At 70.2% G+C, this 18,985-nt stretch carries 18 protein-coding genes; 2 read left to right on the top strand and 16 right to left on the bottom strand.

What is annotated here, in order from left to right; all coding sequences use genetic code 11:
- Positions 1 to 175 precede the first annotated feature (175 nt).
- The 14 genes from nusB to J7E87_RS11255 form a co-directional block, all read right to left on the bottom strand.
- Positions 176 to 604, bottom strand: a complete 429-nt coding sequence (nusB, locus tag J7E87_RS11190) for a transcription antitermination factor NusB (protein ID WP_215092621.1) — start codon at positions 602 to 604, stop codon at positions 176 to 178.
- Positions 605 to 606: 2 nt separating this feature from the next.
- Entirely contained in the window at positions 607 to 1,173 is a 567-nt protein-coding gene (gene efp / locus J7E87_RS11195) for an elongation factor P (RefSeq protein WP_215092623.1), read from the bottom strand.
- Between the two features lie 59 nt (positions 1,174 to 1,232).
- Positions 1,233 to 2,339, bottom strand: coding sequence for an aminopeptidase P family protein (locus J7E87_RS11200; protein ID WP_215092625.1), 1,107 nt, complete (start codon positions 2,337 to 2,339; stop codon positions 1,233 to 1,235).
- 101 nt (positions 2,340 to 2,440) lie between these two features.
- Complete coding sequence (locus J7E87_RS11205) at positions 2,441 to 3,391, bottom strand: AAA family ATPase (protein WP_215092627.1); 951 nt, start codon at positions 3,389 to 3,391, stop codon at positions 2,441 to 2,443.
- A 122-nt stretch (positions 3,392 to 3,513) separates the two neighbouring features.
- On the bottom strand, positions 3,514 to 3,954 hold the full coding sequence (aroQ, locus tag J7E87_RS11210; RefSeq protein WP_215092629.1) for a type II 3-dehydroquinate dehydratase: 441 nt from the start codon (positions 3,952 to 3,954) through the stop codon (positions 3,514 to 3,516).
- Positions 3,951 to 5,042 carry a 3-dehydroquinate synthase gene (gene aroB, locus J7E87_RS11215; RefSeq protein WP_215092631.1) on the bottom strand — a complete coding sequence of 364 codons (1,092 nt, stop codon included), beginning with the start codon at positions 5,040 to 5,042 and terminating at the stop codon, positions 3,951 to 3,953. The genes aroQ and aroB overlap by 4 nt, the downstream gene beginning before the upstream one ends.
- Positions 5,039 to 5,524, bottom strand: coding sequence for a shikimate kinase (locus tag J7E87_RS11220; protein WP_215092657.1), 486 nt, complete (start codon positions 5,522 to 5,524; stop codon positions 5,039 to 5,041). Before J7E87_RS11220 ends, aroB begins: the two co-directional genes overlap by 4 nt.
- Positions 5,525 to 5,562: 38 nt before the next feature.
- Positions 5,563 to 6,747, bottom strand: a complete 1,185-nt coding sequence (gene aroC, locus J7E87_RS11225; protein WP_215092633.1) for a chorismate synthase — start codon at positions 6,745 to 6,747, stop codon at positions 5,563 to 5,565.
- Between the two features lie 138 nt (positions 6,748 to 6,885).
- On the bottom strand, positions 6,886 to 7,716 hold the full coding sequence (locus tag J7E87_RS11230) for a shikimate dehydrogenase (protein WP_215092635.1): 831 nt from the start codon (positions 7,714 to 7,716) through the stop codon (positions 6,886 to 6,888).
- On the bottom strand, positions 7,713 to 9,416 hold the full coding sequence (gene mltG / locus J7E87_RS11235; protein ID WP_215092637.1) for an endolytic transglycosylase MltG: 1,704 nt from the start codon (positions 9,414 to 9,416) through the stop codon (positions 7,713 to 7,715). The genes J7E87_RS11230 and mltG overlap by 4 nt, the downstream gene beginning before the upstream one ends.
- A gap of 104 nt (positions 9,417 to 9,520) precedes the next feature.
- Positions 9,521 to 9,985, bottom strand: coding sequence for a Holliday junction resolvase RuvX (gene ruvX, locus J7E87_RS11240; RefSeq protein WP_215092639.1), 465 nt, complete (start codon positions 9,983 to 9,985; stop codon positions 9,521 to 9,523).
- A gap of 4 nt (positions 9,986 to 9,989) precedes the next feature.
- On the bottom strand, positions 9,990 to 12,659 hold the full coding sequence (gene alaS, locus J7E87_RS11245) for an alanine--tRNA ligase (protein ID WP_215092641.1): 2,670 nt from the start codon (positions 12,657 to 12,659) through the stop codon (positions 9,990 to 9,992).
- On the bottom strand, positions 12,659 to 13,000 hold the full coding sequence (locus J7E87_RS11250) for a DUF6167 family protein (RefSeq protein ID WP_215092643.1): 342 nt from the start codon (positions 12,998 to 13,000) through the stop codon (positions 12,659 to 12,661). The genes alaS and J7E87_RS11250 overlap by 1 nt, the downstream gene beginning before the upstream one ends.
- 6 nt (positions 13,001 to 13,006) lie before the next feature.
- Positions 13,007 to 13,444 (bottom strand): DUF948 domain-containing protein, encoded by a 438-nt coding sequence (locus J7E87_RS11255; protein ID WP_215092644.1) that lies wholly within the window; start codon positions 13,442 to 13,444, stop codon positions 13,007 to 13,009.
- Positions 13,445 to 13,602: 158 nt separating this feature from the next.
- Between J7E87_RS11255 and J7E87_RS11260 the strand changes: the two genes are divergently transcribed.
- Complete coding sequence (locus J7E87_RS11260; RefSeq protein ID WP_251017269.1) at positions 13,603 to 15,792, top strand: AAA family ATPase; 2,190 nt, start codon at positions 13,603 to 13,605, stop codon at positions 15,790 to 15,792.
- Positions 15,793 to 15,814: 22 nt separating this feature from the next.
- Here the strand turns inward: J7E87_RS11260 and rpsD are convergent, their stop codons facing one another.
- Positions 15,815 to 16,429 carry a 30S ribosomal protein S4 gene (gene rpsD, locus J7E87_RS11265; RefSeq protein ID WP_215092649.1) on the bottom strand — a complete coding sequence of 205 codons (615 nt, stop codon included), beginning with the start codon at positions 16,427 to 16,429 and terminating at the stop codon, positions 15,815 to 15,817.
- A gap of 188 nt (positions 16,430 to 16,617) precedes the next feature.
- On the opposite strand from rpsD, the gene J7E87_RS11270 reads away from it, so the two are divergent.
- Positions 16,618 to 17,349, top strand: coding sequence for a hypothetical protein (locus J7E87_RS11270; protein WP_215092659.1), 732 nt, complete (start codon positions 16,618 to 16,620; stop codon positions 17,347 to 17,349).
- 114 nt (positions 17,350 to 17,463) lie between these two features.
- On the opposite strand, the gene J7E87_RS11275 is transcribed toward J7E87_RS11270, so the two are convergent.
- Positions 17,464 to 18,813, bottom strand: coding sequence for a replication-associated recombination protein A (locus J7E87_RS11275; RefSeq protein WP_215092651.1), 1,350 nt, complete (start codon positions 18,811 to 18,813; stop codon positions 17,464 to 17,466).
- Between the last annotated feature and the right edge of the window lie 172 nt (positions 18,814 to 18,985).

The following is an 18,985-nucleotide window of genomic DNA, read 5'->3' on the forward strand; positions in this document are numbered from 1 at the left end:
AACGTCACATCGGAGGGCGAACCCGTCATGTGCGGGTTCGCCCTCCATTGCGTTTCCCCGCGTTCCCCTTGTGTCTCATTGCGTCTCATGGCGTTCGGACCGTGCGGACATGCACCAGGCCCGAAGCGGAAGATGGTTCATCTTCGGCTTCGGGCCTGGTGGAGCCTGCTGGGGGCTAGTCGCGCCGCAGGCTCGGCTTGAGGTCCTTGAAGCGGCCGAGCAGGCCGTTCACGAACGACGGGGACTCGTCGGTGGAGAACTCCTTGGCGAGCTGCACCGCCTCGTCGATCACCACCGCGTCCGGGGTCTCGTCCACCCACACCAGCTCGTACGCGCCGAGCCGGATGATGTTGCGGTCGACGGCCGGCATCCGGTCGAGGGTCCAGCCGACAGAGTAGGTGGCGATGAGGTCGTCGATCCGGTCCGCGTACTGCGCGTACCCCTCGACGAGCTCCATGGTGTACTCGCCGACCGGCGGCTGCCTGTCGTCGGTCCGCGCGTGCCGCAGCCAGTCCGTGAGGACCGTCTGCACGGACTCACCGCGCTGGTCGGCCTCGAAGAGGATCTGAAAGGCGCGCTTGCGGGCCTTGTTCCGGGCAGCCACGGTTAGCTGTTCACCCGGCCGAGGTACTCACCGGAGCGGGTGTCGACCTTGATCTTCTCACCGGTGGTGATGAAGAGCGGGACACCGATCTCGAAGCCGGTCTCCAGGGTGGCGGGCTTGGTGCCGCCGGTGGAGCGGTCCCCCTGGACGCCGGGGTCGGTGTGCTGGATGGTCAGCTCGACGGCGGCGGGCAGCTCGACATAGAGCACCGCGCCCTCGTGCTGGGCCACGCTGGCGGTGAAGCCCTCGATCAGGAAGTTGGCGGCGTCACCGACGGCCTTGCGCTCGATGTGCAGCTGGTCGTACGTCTGCATGTCCATGAAGACGAAGTAGTCGCCGTCCATGTACGAGAACTGCATGTCGCGGCGGTCTACGGTGGCCGTCTCGACCTTTACACCGGCGTTGAAGGTCTTGTCGACGACCTTGCCGGAAAGCACGTTCTTGAGCTTGGTGCGCACAAAGGCAGGGCCCTTGCCGGGCTTGACGTGCTGGAACTCGACGACGGACCAGAGCTGGCCTCCGTCGAGCTTGAGCACCATGCCGTTCTTGAGGTCGTTCGTGGAAGCCACGGTTGCGGAATCTCCTGGACTGACGCTGGTGGACGACCGAGGACGCGCGCTCAGCTGAGCTAGAGCGCGAGCAGCTCCTTGGTCGTGATGGTGAGTAGCTCGGGTCCGCCGTCCGCCACCTGGCGCACGACGAGCGTGTCATCGATCCGGACACCGCCCCGGCCCGGGAGGTGGACCCCCGGTTCGACGGTGACCGGCACACAAGCGTCCAGTTTACCCATGGCCGCAGGGGCCAGCTGCGGCTCCTCGTCGATTTCGAGCCCCACCCCGTGCCCGGTGAGCGGCGGGAGGCCCTCGCCATGGCCCGCGGAGTCCAGGATCTGGCGGGCCGCGTGGTCCACATCGCGATACGCGGCGCCCGGTGAGAGAGACTCCCGGGCGGCCCGCTGAGCGGTGAAGACAATGTCGTACAGCTCGATCTGCCAGTCCGCCGGGGTCGTACCGATCACGAATGTACGGCCGATCTCGCAGAGGTAGCCGCGGTAGTTGGCGCCCACGCAGACGGCCAGGAAATCACCTTCCTCGACCCTGCGGTCGGTGGGACGGTGACCGCCGCAGCCCGAGTTGGGTCCGGTGGCGACCGAGGTCGGGAAGGCGGGGCCGTCGGCGCCGTGGTCGACGAGCCGGCGCTCCAGCTCGAGGGCGAGATGCCGTTCGGTGCGGCCCACCAGGATCGACTCCAGCAGTTCGCCGAGGGCCTGGTCGGTGATCTCGGCCGCGATCCGCAGGCAGGCGATCTCCTCCTCGTCCTTGACGAGCCGCTGATGCTCCACTGCGAGGCCGAGGTCGGCCAGACGCAGCCGGGGCGCGACCGAGCCGACCGCCCGGTGCCTCGCCACGGTCAGATGGTGCTCCTCGACGGCGAGACTCTCCACGCCGACGGTCCGCGCGAGCTCGCCGGCCGCGACCGCCGGATCGCCGGCCGAGGTCGGCAGGACCGTCAGCCGCAGCTGCTCGTCAAGGCGGCCGTAGGCGGGGTCTCCGGTGGGTGTACGGGGGCAGAGCAGGTGGTCCTCGCCGGGGCCGAGCAGCAGCACGGCGCCGGGCGGCGCGCCGCCCGCCAGATAGCGGACGTTGGCGGGGCGGGAGACCAGGGCCCCGGCGCTGCCGGTGGCCGCGCACTGGTCACGCAGCCGGTCGCGGCGGACCCCATACACCTCTGACATGTCACGAGCCTACGAGCGGTTGCGCGGCTCGGCCTGGTCAGCGCGTCCGACCGGGGGTGCGCACGGGTCGGCTGCCGGGACACGGCCCGCGTATGCCCGGGCTACCAGCTCGGCGGGCTCGCGATGGACCGCGCCAGGACGTCGTCGAGCACCCGGGCGGTGGTCTCCACGTCGTACTTGGAGTTGTCAATTATCGGCAGCCCGGATCCGTACCAACCGGCCATCCGGCCGTGGATGCCGGCGACTTCCTCGTCCGAAAGGCGACGGTTGCCGCTGCGCTCGGCGTTGCGCTCCAGCACGATCTCGAGGCCGGGGAGCAGAACGACGGGCAGCAGGCCCGGGCCGATATGACGCTTCCAGCCGCCGAGACCGACGACCGGCCGGTCCGGGAAGACCGCGTCGTCAAGGATGCAGGAGATGCCGTTCGCCAGGAAGTTGCGGGCGGCGAAGCCGCAGGTGCGGCGGGCCAGGCGGTACTGCGCCTCGGAGTGGTCGTTCCAGCCGGACTGGGGGTCGGCGAAGCCGGAGCAGACCCATTCGCGTACGTCGTCGAGGCTGATGTGCGCGGTGGGGACGCGGCGGCTGGTGGCCCAGTGCCGGGCCACAGTCGTCTTGCCTGCGCCGGCCGGGCCGATGAGCAGGACGGCGAGGGTGGCCACGCCGGTGCCGCTGTCGGAGAGCGGCGGGGCGGGTATGGGAACCGGGCCGCCGGGCGGCAGCGGGATGTGCCCGGTCGTCTCCCGGGACGCCGGCGCGGAGGCCTGCTGGGGGGCGGGACCCGACCAGCCGGGGGCGGGATGCCCGCCGTGCGGCTGCCCCTGCGGCGGATGCGCGGGCGGCCGGCCCTGAGGCGGCGGAGAACCCGCGGGCGCGGCGGGCGGCCGGCCCTGCGGGTGCGCAGGACCCGCGGGAGCCACGGGAGGCGGTCCGGCAGGCCCCGTGGGCGGCGGCCCGGCAGGAGCGCCCGGGTGCTGGGCGCTGTGTGTCCATCCGGCCGGGCCGTGCCCCGGTCCCTGGGGCGGCGGCAGCGGAGCCCCCACTGCGTGCTGCATCCGGTGCCACTCCGTCTCGTACGACTGACGCTGGTCAGGCGGCACTCGGCCGCCTTGCTACCGAACGGTACCTTCCCGTCCGCCCCCTGCGTGAACGGCCGGGGAAGGCCCGAAGTGCCCTGTCAGCCAGTCAATTCCTCGGCCAGGGCGCGCAGAGCGAGGCGATACGAGCCGATGCCGAAGCCCGCGACCGTGCCGCTGGCGACCGCCGCGACCACCGAAGTGTGCCGGAATGTCTCCCGCGTGTACGGATTCGAGATGTGCACCTCGATCAGCGGGGCGGTCCGCTGGGCGGCCGCGTCGCGCATCGCGTACGAGTAGTGCGTGAAGGCACCGGGGTTGAGAACGACCGGAATTGAGCCGTCCGCAGCCTCGTGCAGCCAGCGGATCATCTCGCCCTCGTCGTTCGTCTCACGTACGTCGACGTCGAACCCGAGCTCCTTGCCGAGCGCCTGGCAGGTCTCCACCAGACCCGCGTAGGAGGTCGCGCCGTAGACGTCGGGCTCTCGGGAGCCGAGCCGCCCGAGGTTGGGGCCGTTGAGGACGAGCACCCGGCGGGTCATGCGGACACCTCTCCGTACGCGGCGAGCAGCACCGCCGGGTCCGGGCCCTCCAGCACAGTCGGCTTGGCGAGGCCGTCGAGCACGATGAAGCGCAGCAGATTGCCGCGGGACTTCTTGTCCACCTTCATGGTCTCCACGAGCTTGGGCCACTGGTCGCCCCGGTAGGTGAGCGGCAGTCCGACGGACTCCAGGACGGAGCGGTGCCGGTCGGCGGTCGCGTCGTCCAACCGGCCTGCCAGCCGGCCCAGTTCGGCGGCGAAGACCATGCCGACCGAGACGGCCGCGCCGTGCCGCCACTTGTAGCGCTCGTTCTTCTCGATGGCGTGGGCGAGCGTGTGTCCGTAGTTGAGGATCTCGCGCAGCCCGGACTCCTTGAGGTCGTTGGAGACGACCTCGGCCTTCACCCGGATCGAGCGCTCGATCAGCTCGGCGGTGTGCGGACCGGCGGGAGAGCGCGCGCCCTGCGGGTCGGCCTCGACCAGGTCGAGGATCGCCGGGTCGGCGATGAAGCCCGCCTTGATGATCTCGGCCATGCCGCTGACGTAGTCGTTGACGGGCAGCGAGTCCAGCGCGGCGAGATCGCACAGCACTCCGGCGGGCGGGTGGAAGGCGCCCACGAGGTTCTTGCCCTCGGCGGTGTTGATGCCGGTCTTGCCGCCGACGGCCGCGTCGACCATGCCGAGCACGGTCGTCGGCAGGGCGATCCAGCGCACGCCCCGCAGCCACGTCGCGGCCACAAAGCCCGCGACGTCGGTGGTGGCGCCGCCGCCGACGCCGACGATGACGTCGCTGCGGGTGAACCCGGTCTGGCCCAGTGCCTTCCAGCAGTACGCGGCGACCTCGACGGTCTTGGACTCCTCGGCGTTCGGCAGCTGGATCGCGATCGCCTCGTACCCCTGGGAAGCCAGGTCCTCGCGGATCGCCTCGCCGGTGCCGGCCAGCGCCTCGGGGTGCAGCACAGCCACCCGCTGGGCGCGGCCGATCAGCCCCGGGAGCTCGCCGAGCAGCTGACGGCCGACCAGCACCTCGTACGGATCGGAGCCTTCCGTACCGCCGACCTGAATACGGGTCACAGCCTGGTCCGTCATGCCTGCTTCTCCAGCTTCAGGGCGTCGAGGATCGCTTGGGCGACCTCTTCGGGGGTGCGGTCGTCGGTGGCGACGACAATACGGGCGACTTCGGTGTACAGGTGGCGGCGCGCGTCCATCAGCTCCCGCCACTGGCGGCGCGGATTGACAGCGAGGAGCGGGCGCGCCTGGTTGAGGCCGACCCGCCTGACCGCCTCCTCCACGTCCAGCGAGAGGTAGACGACAGGGAGTCCGGCCAGCAGCTCGCGGGTCGAGTCGTCGAGGATCGCGCCGCCGCCGAGCGCGAGCACGCCCCGGTGTTCGGCGACCGCGACTCGTACGGCCTGCTTTTCGAGCCCGCGGAAGTACGCCTCGCCCTCGTCGACGAAGATGTCCGCGATCTCCCGGCCGTGGGCCGCGACGATGTCGGCGTCGGTGTCCCGGTAGGGCACGCCGAGCCGCTCGGCGAGCAGCCCGCCGACGGTGGACTTGCCCGAGCCCATGGGGCCGACCAGGACGATCAGCGGCGTCAGTGGCGCGTTCACCGGATGCGCAGGTTGTCGAGGTAGGACCGGACGTTGCGGCGGGTCTCGGTCACGCTGTCGCCGCCGAACTTCTCGGCGACCGCGTCCGCGAGCACAAGCGCGACCATCGCCTCGGCGACGATCCCCGCGGCCGGCACGGCACACACATCGGAACGCTGGTGATGGGCCGCCGCGACCTCACCGGTGGCGACATCGACGGTGGCCAGCGCGCGCGGCACGGTCGCGATCGGCTTCATCGCGGCCCGTACTCGCAGCAGTTCACCCGTCGACATGCCTCCCTCCGTACCGCCGGAGTGGCCGGAGGTGCGGCGGATTCCGTCCGCGGTCGGCACGATCTCGTCGTGCGCCTTCGATCCCGGCACTCGCGCGAGCTCGAAACCGTCGCCGACCTCGACGCCCTTGATGGCCTGGATGCCCATCAGCGCCGCGGCGAGCCGGGCGTCCAGCCGGCGGTCCCAGTGCACATGCGAGCCGAGGCCCACCGGCACCCCGTACGCCAGCACCTCGACCACACCGCCAAGGGTGTCGCCGTCCTTGTGGGCCTGGTCGATCTCGGCGACCATCGCCTTCGACGCGTCCGCGTCCAGGCAGCGCACCGGGTCGGCGTCGAGCTTCGCCTCGTCGGAGGGCTCGGGGTAGACGCCGTACGGAGCCTTCGCCGCGGCCAGCTCCACGACATGGGAGACGATCTCGATACCCGTCGTCTCCTTGAGGTAGGAGCGGGCGACCGCTCCCAGCGCGACCCGGGCGGCCGTCTCGCGGGCGCTGGCCCGCTCCAGGATCGGCCGGGCCTCGTCGAGCGAATACTTCTGCATCCCCGCCAGATCGGCGTGACCGGGCCGCGGCCGGGTCAGAGGTGCGTTGCGGGCCAGCTTGGCGAGTTCATCGGGGTCGACCGGGTCGGCCGACATGACCTGCTCCCACTTCGGCCACTCGGTGTTGCCCACCATGACCGCCACCGGCGAGCCCATGGTCAGTCCGTGCCGTACGCCACCGAGGAAGGTGACCTCGTCGCGCTCGAACTTCATCCGCGCACCGCGTCCATAGCCGAGGCGCCGCCGGGCGAGGTGGTCCGCCACCATCTCGGTGGTGATGGGGACACCGGCGGGAAGACCCTCCAGCGTCGCCACCAGTGCGGGTCCGTGCGACTCCCCCGCCGTCAGCCAACGCAACCTGCTCAACGGTGCTCCTCATGCTCGCGCCTGGAACTGCGACGGCGCGACCGGGTGCGCGGCCCTGGCACGCCTGACTCGATCCTCCCACGTCCGGGCCCGTGCCCCGCTCTCCGGTCCAGCAACCGGACGCCGCGCGGGCGGACCCTACCGGGCTTCGAGCGCCCGTTCTCCCGCGCGCCGCATGGCCTCCAGCGGGGCCGGTGCGCGTCCGGTCATCTGCTCGACCTGAAGAACTGCCTGGTGGACCAGGAGATCGAGGCCCCCGACGACGGCTCCGCCCCGCGCGGACCAGCGGGCGGCCAGGCCCGTCGGCCACGGCTCGTACAGGACGTCGAACAGCGTGCCGGGCCTCTCGGGCACCTCGGCCGCAAGGGCATCGGTCGTACCCGCCGGGGTGGTGGCGATGACCAGCGGCGCCCGCAGGGCCACATCGGCCTCCGCCCAGTCGGCGATGCGCACGTCGACGCCGAGCCGGTTGCCCCAGCCGCGCATCTCCCCGGCCCGGGCGGCGCTGCGTACATAGGCGGTGACAGGCCCCGTGCAGATCTGTGAGAGCGCGGCGAGAGCGGACGAGGCTGTCGCGCCCGCGCCCAGCACAGCGGCCGATTCGACTTTGTCGACGCCGCGCTCGCGCAGTGCGGCGATCATGCCGGGGATGTCGGTGTTGTCGCCGACGCGGCGGCCGTCCTCGGTGAAGACAACGGTGTTGACGGCTTCGACCGAGGCCGCGGTGTCGCTGATGCCGTCGAGCAGCGGAAGGACCGCGCGCTTGAGCGGCATCGTCAGCGACAGCCCGGCCCAGGAGCTGTCGAGCCCCGCCAGGAATCCCGGGAGACCTGCCTCGTCCACCTCGAAACGGTCGTACGACCAGTGGGTGAGGCCGAGTTCCGCATAGGCCGCGCGGTGCAGCACCGGGGAGAGCGAGTGGGTGATCGGCGATCCGAGGACCGCCGCACGCCGCTTCGGAGTGCTCACTGGCCGGACTTCTCCTGCTCCGCTTCGTACTTCCTACGGTTGCGCTCGTGCTCCTCGTTGGTGACCGCGAAGAGCGTCTTGTCCTCGGTGATCGACACGAAGTAGTACCAGGGGCCGGACGCGGGCTTGAGAGCCGAGCTGAAGGCGGACTGCCCCGGATTGCCGATCGGACCCGGCGGCAGACCCTTTATGTCGTACGTGTTGTACGGATCCTTTATCTTGCGCAGATTGTCGACAGCGCCGAGGTCGAGCCTGCTGTCGCTCTTGATGTAGTTGATCGTGGAGTCGAATTCGAGCCGGCCGACCGTCTCGGCGTTGTTCGGCTTGAGCCGGTTGTAGACGACCCGCGAGACCTTGTCGAAATCATGCTTGTACTTGCCTTCGGCCTGCACGAGGCTCGCGACGGTGAGCACCTGGAGCGGCGACCCGAGGCCGAGCCTGCGGGCCTCGGCCTTGAGGTCCGTCTTGCCGAACTCCTCGTTGGCCCGGGCCACCATCCTCTGCAGGACGGCTTCCGGCTTCATGCCCTTGGCGACGGGATAGCTCGCGGGGAACAGGAAGCCTTCGAGCGGGTCCTTGATCTGCCGGTTGTCGGCGGCCCAGTCCGGCAGCCCGAGCCGCTTCGCATTCGCCTTGGCGGCGGCCTTGGTGGTGCCGGCCTTGATCTCCAGGCGCTTGTCGATCTGCTCGTAGACCCAGACGTTCCGCTTGCCCTCGGGGATGATCAAGTTGTTGCGGCTGGCCGGATTGAGCATCAGTTCAACGGCGCTCGCTCCCGACATCCCCTTCTTGAGGAGGTAGATGCCCGCCTGGATCGACTTGCCCTTCGGATCGTTGTTGGCCGCCGAGACAAAGGCACCCGTGCTCTTGACGACACCGGCCTCCTTGAGTATGCCGCCGATCTCCCCGAGGCCCGCTCCCTTGGGGATCTCCACCTGCGCCGAGCCGCTGCCGGCGCCTTTGAAGTCCTCGGCCTCGCCGAACCGGCCCTGCCAGAACTGGTAGCCGAAATAGCCGACGCCGCCGACACCGCCGGCCAGCACCAGCGCGACGACCAGACATGCGCAACCGTTCCTGCTCTTCTTCTTGGTCTTGCCGCGGCGCTCACGGCCGCCGCCCCTGCGCGTCTCACGCGGGTCGTCGTCGTATTCGCCGTCGTCGTCACGGCCGTCGTCGCCGGTGAAGAAGGGGTGTGTCTCCTCCTGGGCCGCCTCGGCATCCCAGTCGGTCGTGGGCTCGGGCTCCGGCCGGCGGCGGCCCGGGGGCTGGGGCGGCGGATAGGCCTCGGGCGTGGCGTAGTAGTCGCCGCCCTGGTCGCCGTAGCCGGGCTGCTGACCGCCGTAGGTGTCGGCCGGATTGCCGTACGGCATGGCCGCCTGCTGGCCGGTGTCCCAGCCGCCGTTGTACTGCTGCTGTTGTTGTTGTTGTTGCTGCTGGTTGTACTGCTGTTGCTGTTGCTGCTGGTTGTACTGCTGCTGTTGCTGCTGGTTGTAGCGCTGCTGTTGCTCGTTGTACTGCTGCTGGTACGGGTCGTTCTGGGCGCCGTACTGCTGCGGCTGCTGCGGGTACTGCTGCTGCGGCTGGCCGCCGTACGGAGTCTCGCCGGCTGCGGCCTGCTGTCCTCCCCATCCCTGGTCCCCGTACAAAGGGTCCTCGGGATGCCACGGTTCGGAGCCGGGGCCCCGGCCATACTCAGTCATCGATCCCCTAGGGCCGCGAGGCAGACGCCGAACGGGCCGGCCTCTTTGCTGTGCGGCAGCTGTTCGAACATCGCCGCATCGCGCGGAACGTTACCGTATCGCGATCAGACAACCACTTCGACGCCCTCGCCCGGAGCAGCACCCGCCGCCCGTTCGGACTCCAGAGCGTTCTGAAGGATCACCACCGCGGCAGCCTGGTCGATGACGGAACGGCCCTTTTTGGACTTCACGCCCGAAGCGCGCAGCCCCTGACTGGCCGTCACTGTGGTCATCCTCTCGTCGACGAGTCGGACCGGAATGGGGGCGATGCCCCGCGCGAGCTCCTGGGCGAAGCCGCGGACCTTGACCGCGGCCGGGCCCTCCCCGCCGCTGAGCGAGCGGGGCAGGCCGACGACGACCTCGATCGGTTCGTATTCCTCGACGAGCTGCTTCAGCCGCCGGTGGGCTGCCGGGACGTCGCGTCCCGGCACGGTCTCGACCGGAGTGGCGAGGACCCCGTCGGGGTCGCACGAGGCGACCCCGATCCGGGCATCCCCGACGTCGATCGCGAGGCGGCGTCCGCGGCGCACAGCGTCAGGCCGTCTCGGCGACGAGACGCTCGACGGCGGCGACAGCGTCGCCGATGGCGTCCGGGTTCTGGCCGCCGCCCTGGGCGACGTCCGGCTTCCCGCCACCGCCACCGCCGAGGGTCTTGGCGGCGGCACGGACCAGGTCACCGGCCTTGAGACCGCGCTCGCGGGCGGCCTCGTTGGTGGCGATGACGGTCAGCGGACGGCCGCCCGCCAACGCGAACAGGGCCACGACCGCCGGACGGTCGCCAGGGATGCGGCCACGGACGTCGAGGACCAGCTTGCGCAGGTCGTCGGCGGAGGTGCCGTCCGGCACCTGACCGGTGACCAGAGCCACGCCCCGTACGTCCTTGGCGCCCGCGGCGAGACCGGCCGCGGCGGCGAGCACCTTCTGCGCGCGGAACCTCTCGATCTCCTTCTCGGCGTCCTTCAGCTTGGTGAGCATGCCGGAGATCTTCTCGGGAAGCTCCTCGGGACGGCCCTTGACCAGCTCCTGGAGCTGGGCGACGACCGTGTGCTCCCTGGCGAGGAAGTTGTAGGCGTCGACGCCGACGAGGGCCTCGATACGGCGCACACCGGAGCCGATCGAGGACTCGCCGAGCAGCTTCACCAGGCCCAGCTGGGCGGTGTTGTGCACATGCGTGCCGCCGCAGAGCTCCTTGGAGAAGTCTCCGATGGTGACGACCCGCACCCGCTCGCCGTACTTCTCGCCGAACTCGGCGATGGCGCCCTGCTTCTTGGCCTCGTCGATGCTCATGACCTCGGCCTGGACGTCGAGTTCCCGGGCGAGGACTTCGTTGATCTTCTGCTCGACGTCGGTGAGGACCGTGCCGGGTACGGCGGCGGGCGAGCCGAAGTCGAAGCGGAAGCGGCCGGGCGAGTTCTCCGAGCCGGCCTGGGCGGCCGTCGGGCCGAGAGCGTCGCGCAGCGCCTGGTGGGTCAGGTGGGTGGCGCTGTGGGCGCGGGCGATGGCGCGGCGGCGCTGGGTGTCGATCACGGCGTAGGCCGAAGCGCCGACGGTGACCTCGCCGACCTGTACCGAGCCCTTGTGCACGGAGACGCCCGGGACCGGCTGCTGCACATCGCGGACCTGGATGACGGCGCCCGTGTCGAGCTTGATGCGGCCCTGGTCGGCGAGCTGGCCGCCGCCCTCCGCGTAGAAGGGAGTTCGGTCGAGGACGACCTCGACCTCGTCGCCCTCGGAGGCGGCCGGCGAGGGCATGCCGTCGACCAGCAGGCCGACGATGGTCGACTCGCCCTCGGTGTGGGTGTAGCCGGTGAACTCGGTGGTGCCGGACTGGTCGGCGACGAGCCGGTAGGCGGAGACGTCGGCGTGGCCGGTCTTCTTGGCCCTGGCGTCGGCCTTGGCCTGCTCCCGCTGCTGCTTCATCAGGCGGCGGAAGCCGTCCTCGTCCACCGAGAGGCCCTGTTCGGCGGCCATCTCCAGGGTGAGGTCGATCGGGAAGCCCCAGGTGTCGTGGAGCAGGAAGGCCTTGTCGCCGGCGAGTACCTTGCCGCCGCCGGACTTGGTCTCGGTGATGGCGGTGTCGAGGATGTTGGTGCCGGCCTTCAGCGTCTTGAGGAAGGCGGCCTCCTCGGCGAGGGCCACGGCCTCGATCCGCTTGCGGTCGGTGATCAGCTCCGGGTACTGCTCGCCCATGGTCTTGATGACCACGTCGGCCAGCTCGGCGACGACGGGCTCGGTGGCGCCGAGGAGGCGCATATTGCGGATGGCGCGGCGCATGATGCGGCGCAGCACGTAGCCACGGCCCTCGTTGCCGGGGGTGACGCCGTCGCCGATGAGCATCACGGAGGTGCGGATGTGGTCGGCGACCACCCGCATCGAGACGTCCGAGCCGTGGTCGGCGCCGTAGCGTACGCCGGTCAGCTCGGTGGCCTTGTCCATGACGACGCGCAGGGTGTCGGTCTCGTACATGTTCTGTACGCCCTGCAGGATCATCGCGAGACGCTCGAGGCCGAGGCCGGTGTCGATGTTCTTGGACGGCAGCTCACCGAGGATCGGGAAGTCCTCCTTGCCCTCGCCGGCGCCGCGCTCGTACTGCATGAAGACCAGGTTCCAAAGCTCCACGTACCGCTCGTCGTTGACGGCCGGGCCGCCCTCTTCGCCGAACTCCGGGCCGCGGTCGTAGTTGATCTCGGAGCAGGGTCCGCAGGGGCCGGGGACGCCCATCGACCAGTAGTTGGAGTCCATGCCCAGGCGCTGGATGCGCTCGGCGGGCACGCCGATCACGTCGCGCCAGATCTGCTCGGCCTCGTCGTCCTCCTTGTAGACCGTGATCCACAGGCGTTCGGGGTCGAGGCCGTAGCCACCGTCCGCGACGGAGCCGGTCAGCAGCTCCCAGGCGAACTTGATGGCGCCTTCCTTGAAGTAGTCCCCGAAGGAGAAGTTGCCGCACATCTGGAAGAACGTGCCGTGCCGGGTGGTCTTGCCGACCTCTTCGATGTCCGGCGTACGCACGCACTTCTGCACGCTGGTGGCGCGCGGGGCCGGCGGCTTGGCCTCGCCGAGGAAGTACGGCTTGAACGGCACCATGCCCGCGTTGACCAGCAGCAGAGTCGGGTCGTCCGCGATGAGCGACGCCGAAGGCACGACGGTGTGCCCGCGCTCCTCGAAGAAGCTCAGCCAGCGGCGGCGGATTTCAGCCGACTCCATCAGTGGTCCTCATTCCGGTTGTACGAGTGCTTGTTGTCGGGGCGCTTGTTGCCGGGGTGCCTGGGGCGGTCGATCGCGACGGGGCGTCGCTGCGCCGGCAGTTCGGGGTCGTCGGATGCCTGCAGGCCGAGCGCTTCACCCAGTTCGGCCTCGCGCCTGGCCATGCCGGACCTGACGTCGAGTGCGAAGTCCTTGAGCTTGTGGCCCGCGTCGATCGCCTTGTTCGCGGCCTGCGCCGCGAGGCTCTCGGGGGTCAGTTGCTTCAGCTTGCGATTGACCTTGGTGGTGGCCCAGACACCGGCCGCGGCACCCGCGGTGAACCAGAACGTGCGGCGGAACATCGTGCCTCAGCCTTTCCGTTTCTTGCTTCGGGCGGCCGGCACCGTGCGGCCGACGATCACCGAGCGACGGGACGGCTTGGGCGGCGCGGGCGCTTCTTCGTGCTTGCGGCTCATGGCCCGGCGTACGCCGTAGCCGAAGGCGGCGACCTTGACCAGCGGGCCGCCGAAGGTGGAGGCGACCGTCGTGGAGAGCGCGGAGGCGTTGGAGGTGACCTCCTGGACGTCCGTCGCGATGGCGTCGACCCGGTCGAGCTGTGTCTGTGCGGAGCGCACCGTCGCGGAGGCGTCGGCAAGCAGCGGCACTGCCTGCTCGGTCACGTCCGCCACGAGTTTGGTGGTCGCCCTGAGCGTCTGCGCCAGCCTCACCAGCACCACGGCGAGGAAGGAGACCAAAATCGCCCAGAACACGGCCACCAGGATCCCGGCAACCTCTCCACCGGTCACTCCGCACCGCTCTCTGCTCGTCGATGAATACGTCGAAAATCGTCCTCCGACCTTATCGCGCCCAGGGTCGCACCCCATACCGCATTCCTGCCGGGGGCGAGCGGGGATATGCATGGCGATTGTACGGAGTGCATACGAGTAGGTACGCTGCGTGTCTCATGCGACGCGACCATCGCTCCTGCGCCTCCCCCGACGATCAGCCTCCGGTACAGGGCAATCTCCCCGCAGAGCTGAACCGGTTCGTGGGCCGGGCCGACGAACTGGCCGAACTCGGCCGCCTTCTGGACGACTCCCGTCTGGTCACCGTCGCCGGAGCGGGCGGGGTGGGGAAATCCCGATTAGCGACCTATGGCGCCGCCGCACAGCAGAGGCGGTACCGCGACGGTGTCTGGCTCACCGAGCTCTCCACCCTCCGCGACCCCGAACTGGTGGCCCACACCCTTCTGGAGTCGCTCGGCGTCACCGACCAGAGCAGTAGGCCCCCGCGCGACGTCCTCGTCGACCACCTCGCGAGACGTCAACTCCTGCTGGTTCTGGACGGGTTCGAGTATCTCGTCGACGAATGCGCCGGGCTCGTACGCGACCTGCTGCGCCGCGCGCCCCGCCTCCAGGTGCTCGCCGTCAGCCGTATGCCGCTGCGGCTGGACGGGGAAGTCTTCCTCCCGCTGACTCCGATGACCGAGGCGGACGCCGTAGCGCTCTTCGCCGACCGCGCTGCCTGCGCACTGCCGCACTTCCGGCTGACCGACGACAACCGCGCCGGCGCGCAGGAACTCTGCAGACGTCTCGACGGGATCCCGCTCGCGCTGGAACTGGCCGCCGGGCGGCTGCGCGCGCTCGGTCTCGATCAGATCCTGCACCGGCTCGACGACCGGTTCAAGCTGCTGACCGGCGGCAGCAGGGGCGCGCTGCCGCGCCACCAGACGCTGCGTACGGCAGTCGGCTGGAGCCATGAACTGTGCACACCCGAGGAGCGGCTGCTGTGGGCGCGGCTTTCGGTCTTCGTCGGCCAGTTCGACCTGGAGGCGGTCGAGTACATCTGCAGCGGGCACGATCTGCCCGCCGCGGATGTGCTGGATGTGCTCGGCGAGCTGCTCGCCCAGTCAGTGATCTCCCGCGAGGAGACGCCCGCGGGTGTGCGCTACCGCATGCTGGACACGATCCGGGCGTACGGCGCCGAGTGGCTGGAGGCGCTCGGCGACGCCGGCCGGATGCGCAAGCGGCACCGCGACTGGTATCTGGGCCTGGCCACCTGGTGCGAGCTGGACTGGTTCAGTCCACGCCAGTCCGAGGGCGCGGACTGCACCGAGAGCGCACTGCCGAATCTGCGGAGCGCGCTGGAGCTCTGTCTGGAGACCCCCGAGGACACGCATCTCGGCCACTATCTGGCGGGGACGCTCTGGTTCTACTGGGTCGGCTGCGGCCGCCTCGCCGAGGGCAGACACTGGCTGGACCGGGCGCTGGCTCTGGAGGGGGGACACGAGGAGTCCCGGCAGAAGGCACTGTGGGTGCTCGGTTATGTGGCGATCCTGCAGGGTGACAGCACCGCGGCGTCGGGCGCGCTTCACGAGTGCGGGGAAGCAGCCGCGCGTACGGGCAACCCGGTGGCCGCCGCGTACGCCCTTCATCGCATGGGCTGCCTTGCGCTCCTCAGCGATGACCTGCCGCGCGCCGAGGAACTGCTGCGCTCGGCCCTCGCCGCGTACAAGGACCTGGGCGAGCTCAACAGCAATGTGCTGATGGGGCAGGTCGAACTCGCGATGGCTCTGGTCTTCCAGAACCGTCTGGAGGCGGCGGTCGCGCTGTGCGAGGAGGTCCGGGAGATCTGCGAGGAGCGCGGCGAGCTGTGGACCCGCGCCTATGCGCTGTATGTGCTGGCCTACGCGGCGTGGACCGGCGGCGAGCACGGCCGGGCGCGGGCTCTGCTCACGGACTGCATCACCATCGACCACCGGTTCAAGGACCTGGTGGGTCTGGTGCTGGCGATCGAACTGCTGGCCCTGGTGACCGCGAGCGAGGGCGACCCGGCGGAGGCCGCCGTCCTGCAGGGGGCCGCCGCGCCGGTGTGGGACGCGGTCGGCATGCCGCTCTTCGGCTCCGGCTACTTCAGCGCCCCGCGCGCCCTGTGCGAGCAGCAGGCGGGCGAGCTGCTGGGCGCCGAGCGTTATGCGGCATGCGCGCGGGAGGGGCGCGGGCTCTCCCTCGACGCGGCGGTGAGACGAGCGCTGGCCGCGCAGAACGCGCCGGGTCCGCAGCCGGGCCGGCAGCGTTCGGTCCGTCCCTCGCCCCTGGAAACGCGGGAGCCCGCCGGCTCCCCCACCGGTAAGGGCGGGGAAGCGGCGGGCTGAAGCGTGGTGAGCTACGCCTTGATCAGCGGGCGTAGTACTCGACGACCAGCTGCTCGTCGCAGATGACCGGGACTTCCTTGCGCTGCGGGTCACGGTCCAGGCGGAACGCCAGGGCCTTCAGGTTGACCTGCATGTAGCGCGGGGTCTCGCCGTCGGGGGCGAAGCCACCCTCACGCGCGACCTGGAAGAGGGTCTTCTCGCGGGAGCGCTCGCGGACCATCACGACGTCGTCGGGGCGGACGCGGAAGGAAGGCTTGTCGACCTTGCCGCCGTTGACCTCGATGTGGCCGTGGACGACCATCTGACGGGCCTGGTAGATGGTGCGGGCGATGCCCGAACGCAGGACCAGGGCGTCGAGGCGGCGCTCGAGCTCGACGACCAGCGCCTCGCCCGTCTTGCCCTCGGCCTTCTTGGCGCGGTCGTAGGCGCGCGCCATCTGGCGCTCGCTGATGTCGTACTGCGCGCGCAGGCGCTGCTTCTCGAGCAGACGGACCTTGTAGTCCGAGTTCTGCTTGCGGCCACGGCCGTGCTCGCCCGGCGGGTAGGGGCGGGCCTCGAAGTACTTGACGGCCTTCGGCGTCAGTGCGATACCGAGCGCACGAGACTTCTTGACCTTGGGACGCGACTGGTTAGGCACGTTCTCCAGACCTCCGTTGTAGGTTAGGTTAGGCTCACCTTACTCAAGGAGATCGCATGTCTCGCCCTGGGAACACCAAGCGCATCACGGACAGCACAAAGAACGTCGACGCTGCACAGAGCGACGAGGCGACGGAGGTCCGATCAGCTCATGGTCAGCCGCGTCCCAGCGGGCTTGAAATCACTCGGATGCCGTCAGCAGCCGAGCGCACACGAACTCTCGTACAGAGTACATCCTCCGCGGTACTGCTTATCCCGGGGGCCAGGGCGGCACGCCCCGAGCAGCTGGCGCCGCAGGCCCGGGCCGTGGGTCCGGACGGCGAGGTGTTCCTGCTCTTCCCCGCGGACTCACCGGCCGTACGCGCAGCCACGCACGCGCAGGACGACGAGCTGTCCGCTGTGCTGGAGATCACCGATGTCGCGCCGGTCTCCGTGCCCAATCGTATCCGCGGCCGCGCCTGGGTCTCCGGCTGGCTGACCTGCGTGCCCGGCCTGGCCGGGCCCGGCGGGATGATGGTGCGCCTCGAGGTCGGCGAGGCGTGCGTGGACGATCTGTGGGGCGCCGAAAGCGTGGAGCCGGAGGAGTTCGCGCGGGCGTCCGCCGATCCGCTCGTGGCGCACGAGACGGAGCTGTTGCAGCATCTGCACTCGGCGCACAGCGAGCAGGTACAGGGGCTGAGCGGGCTGCTCGGCGATCGAAACGGGATGGGGGTCCTCCCGGCCGAAGGCCGGGCACGGTCGGACGGGGCGTGGGCGAACGGGCCGCGGGCGGTCCCGCTGGCGCTGGACCGGTTCGGACTGCGGGTGCGGTTCGCCGGCGAGCGGTGCTTCGACGCGCGCTTCGACTTCCCCACGCCGGTGCGCGACATCACCGAGCTGCGGCGGGCCATGCACACGCTGTTCGAGGCCGCGTCGCACTGAAGCCTCGTCGTACTGAGCCCTCTCCGTACTGAGCCCTCCCCGTCTGCCCGTACTCAGCCCTCCGCGTGCTCAGCCCTCGCCCGGGGTGCGTGCTCCGGCGGGCCGGGGCGCGGATCAATCCCCGCGCAGCCGCTCACGGACCTTCTCGACCACATCGGCGTACCGCGCTTCGGCGCCGTACCGGGTGGGCTCGTAGTAGCGCTTGCCGTGCACCGCGTCCGGAGCGTATTGCTGGGCGGCGATCGCACCCGGCACGTCATGCGGATAGACGTACCCCTGCGCGTGGCCGAGCTTGGCCGCGCCCTTGTAGTGGCCGTCACGCAGATGCGGCGGGACGGGGCCCGCCGCCCCCGCCCGCACATCGGCGAGCGCGGCGCCTATCGCGGTGGTCGCGGCATTCGACTTGGGGGCGAGCGCGAGCGCGATGGTGGCGTGGCTGAGGGTGAGCGCGGCCTCGGGGAAGCCGATCATGGCCACGGCCTGGGCGGCCGCGACCGCGGTGGGCAGCGCCGTCGGGTCGGCGAGGCCGATGTCCTCGCTCGCCGAGATCATCAGCCGACGCGCGATGAACCGCGGGTCCTCCCCCGCCTCGATCATGCGGGCCAGATAGTGCAGCGCGGCGTCCACGTCGGAGCCGCGGATGGACTTGATCAGGGCGCTCGCCACGTCATAGTGCTGATCGCCGTCGCGGTCGTACTTCACCGCCGCGCGGTCGACGGTCTCCTCCAGGGTCTGGAGGCTGATCTCCTTCTCGCTCTTGTCCATCGCGGCTCCCGCGGCCGCCTCCAGCGCGGTCAGTGCCCGGCGGGCGTCGCCTCCAGCGATCCGAAGCAGATGCGCCTCGGAGTCCTCGGGGAGGGTGACGGCGCCGCCCAGGCCCCGCTCCTCGGTGAGCGCGCGGCGCAGCAGTCCGCTCAGATCCTCGTCGGTCAGCGACTCCAGCGTGAGCAGCAGGGAGCGGGAGAGCAGTGGGGAGATGATCGAGAAGTACGGGTTCTCGGTGGTGGCGGCGATCAGCGTCACCCAGCGGTTCTCGACGGCGGGCAGCAGCGAGTCCTGCTGGGCCTTGGAGAAGCGGTGGATCTCGTCGAGGAAGAGGACTGTCTCCTTGCCGAAGCCACCCGCGGCCCGGCGGGCGCCGTCGATGACCGCCCGTACCTCCTTGACGCCCGCGGTGATCGCCGAGAGCTCTACGAAGCGTTTGTTGGTCGCCTTGGAGACGACGTACGCGAGGGTCGTCTTGCCGATGCCGGGCGGGCCCCAGAGGATCACCGAGGAGGGTCCGGCGGGTCCGCCGCCGCCCTCGCCGACGAGTCGGCGAAGCGGCGATCCGGGCTTCAGCAGATGCCGCTGGCCGACGACCTCATCGACGGTGCGCGGGCGCATCCGCACGGCCAGGGGGCTGGCGGACGGGTCCTTCTCCTGGCGTTCTTCCGCGGCGGCGGTAAATAGGTCGGGCTCCACGTCATGAAGCCTAAGTCAGTGCACTGACAACGCCCGCGGACCCGTCAGCCGGTCCAGAAGTCCCACCAGCGGGTCAGGATGAGCATCCCGATGATGCCGGTCCACAGCACCGGCGGCATCCAGTGGAACTCCAGCAGTCCCTTGCGCAGGCCTTCGGGAACCTTGATGATCC

The sequence above is a fragment of the Streptomyces sp. ISL-1 genome (assembly GCF_018614585.1).
GTDB lineage: Bacteria > Actinomycetota > Actinomycetes > Streptomycetales > Streptomycetaceae > Streptomyces > Streptomyces maoxianensis.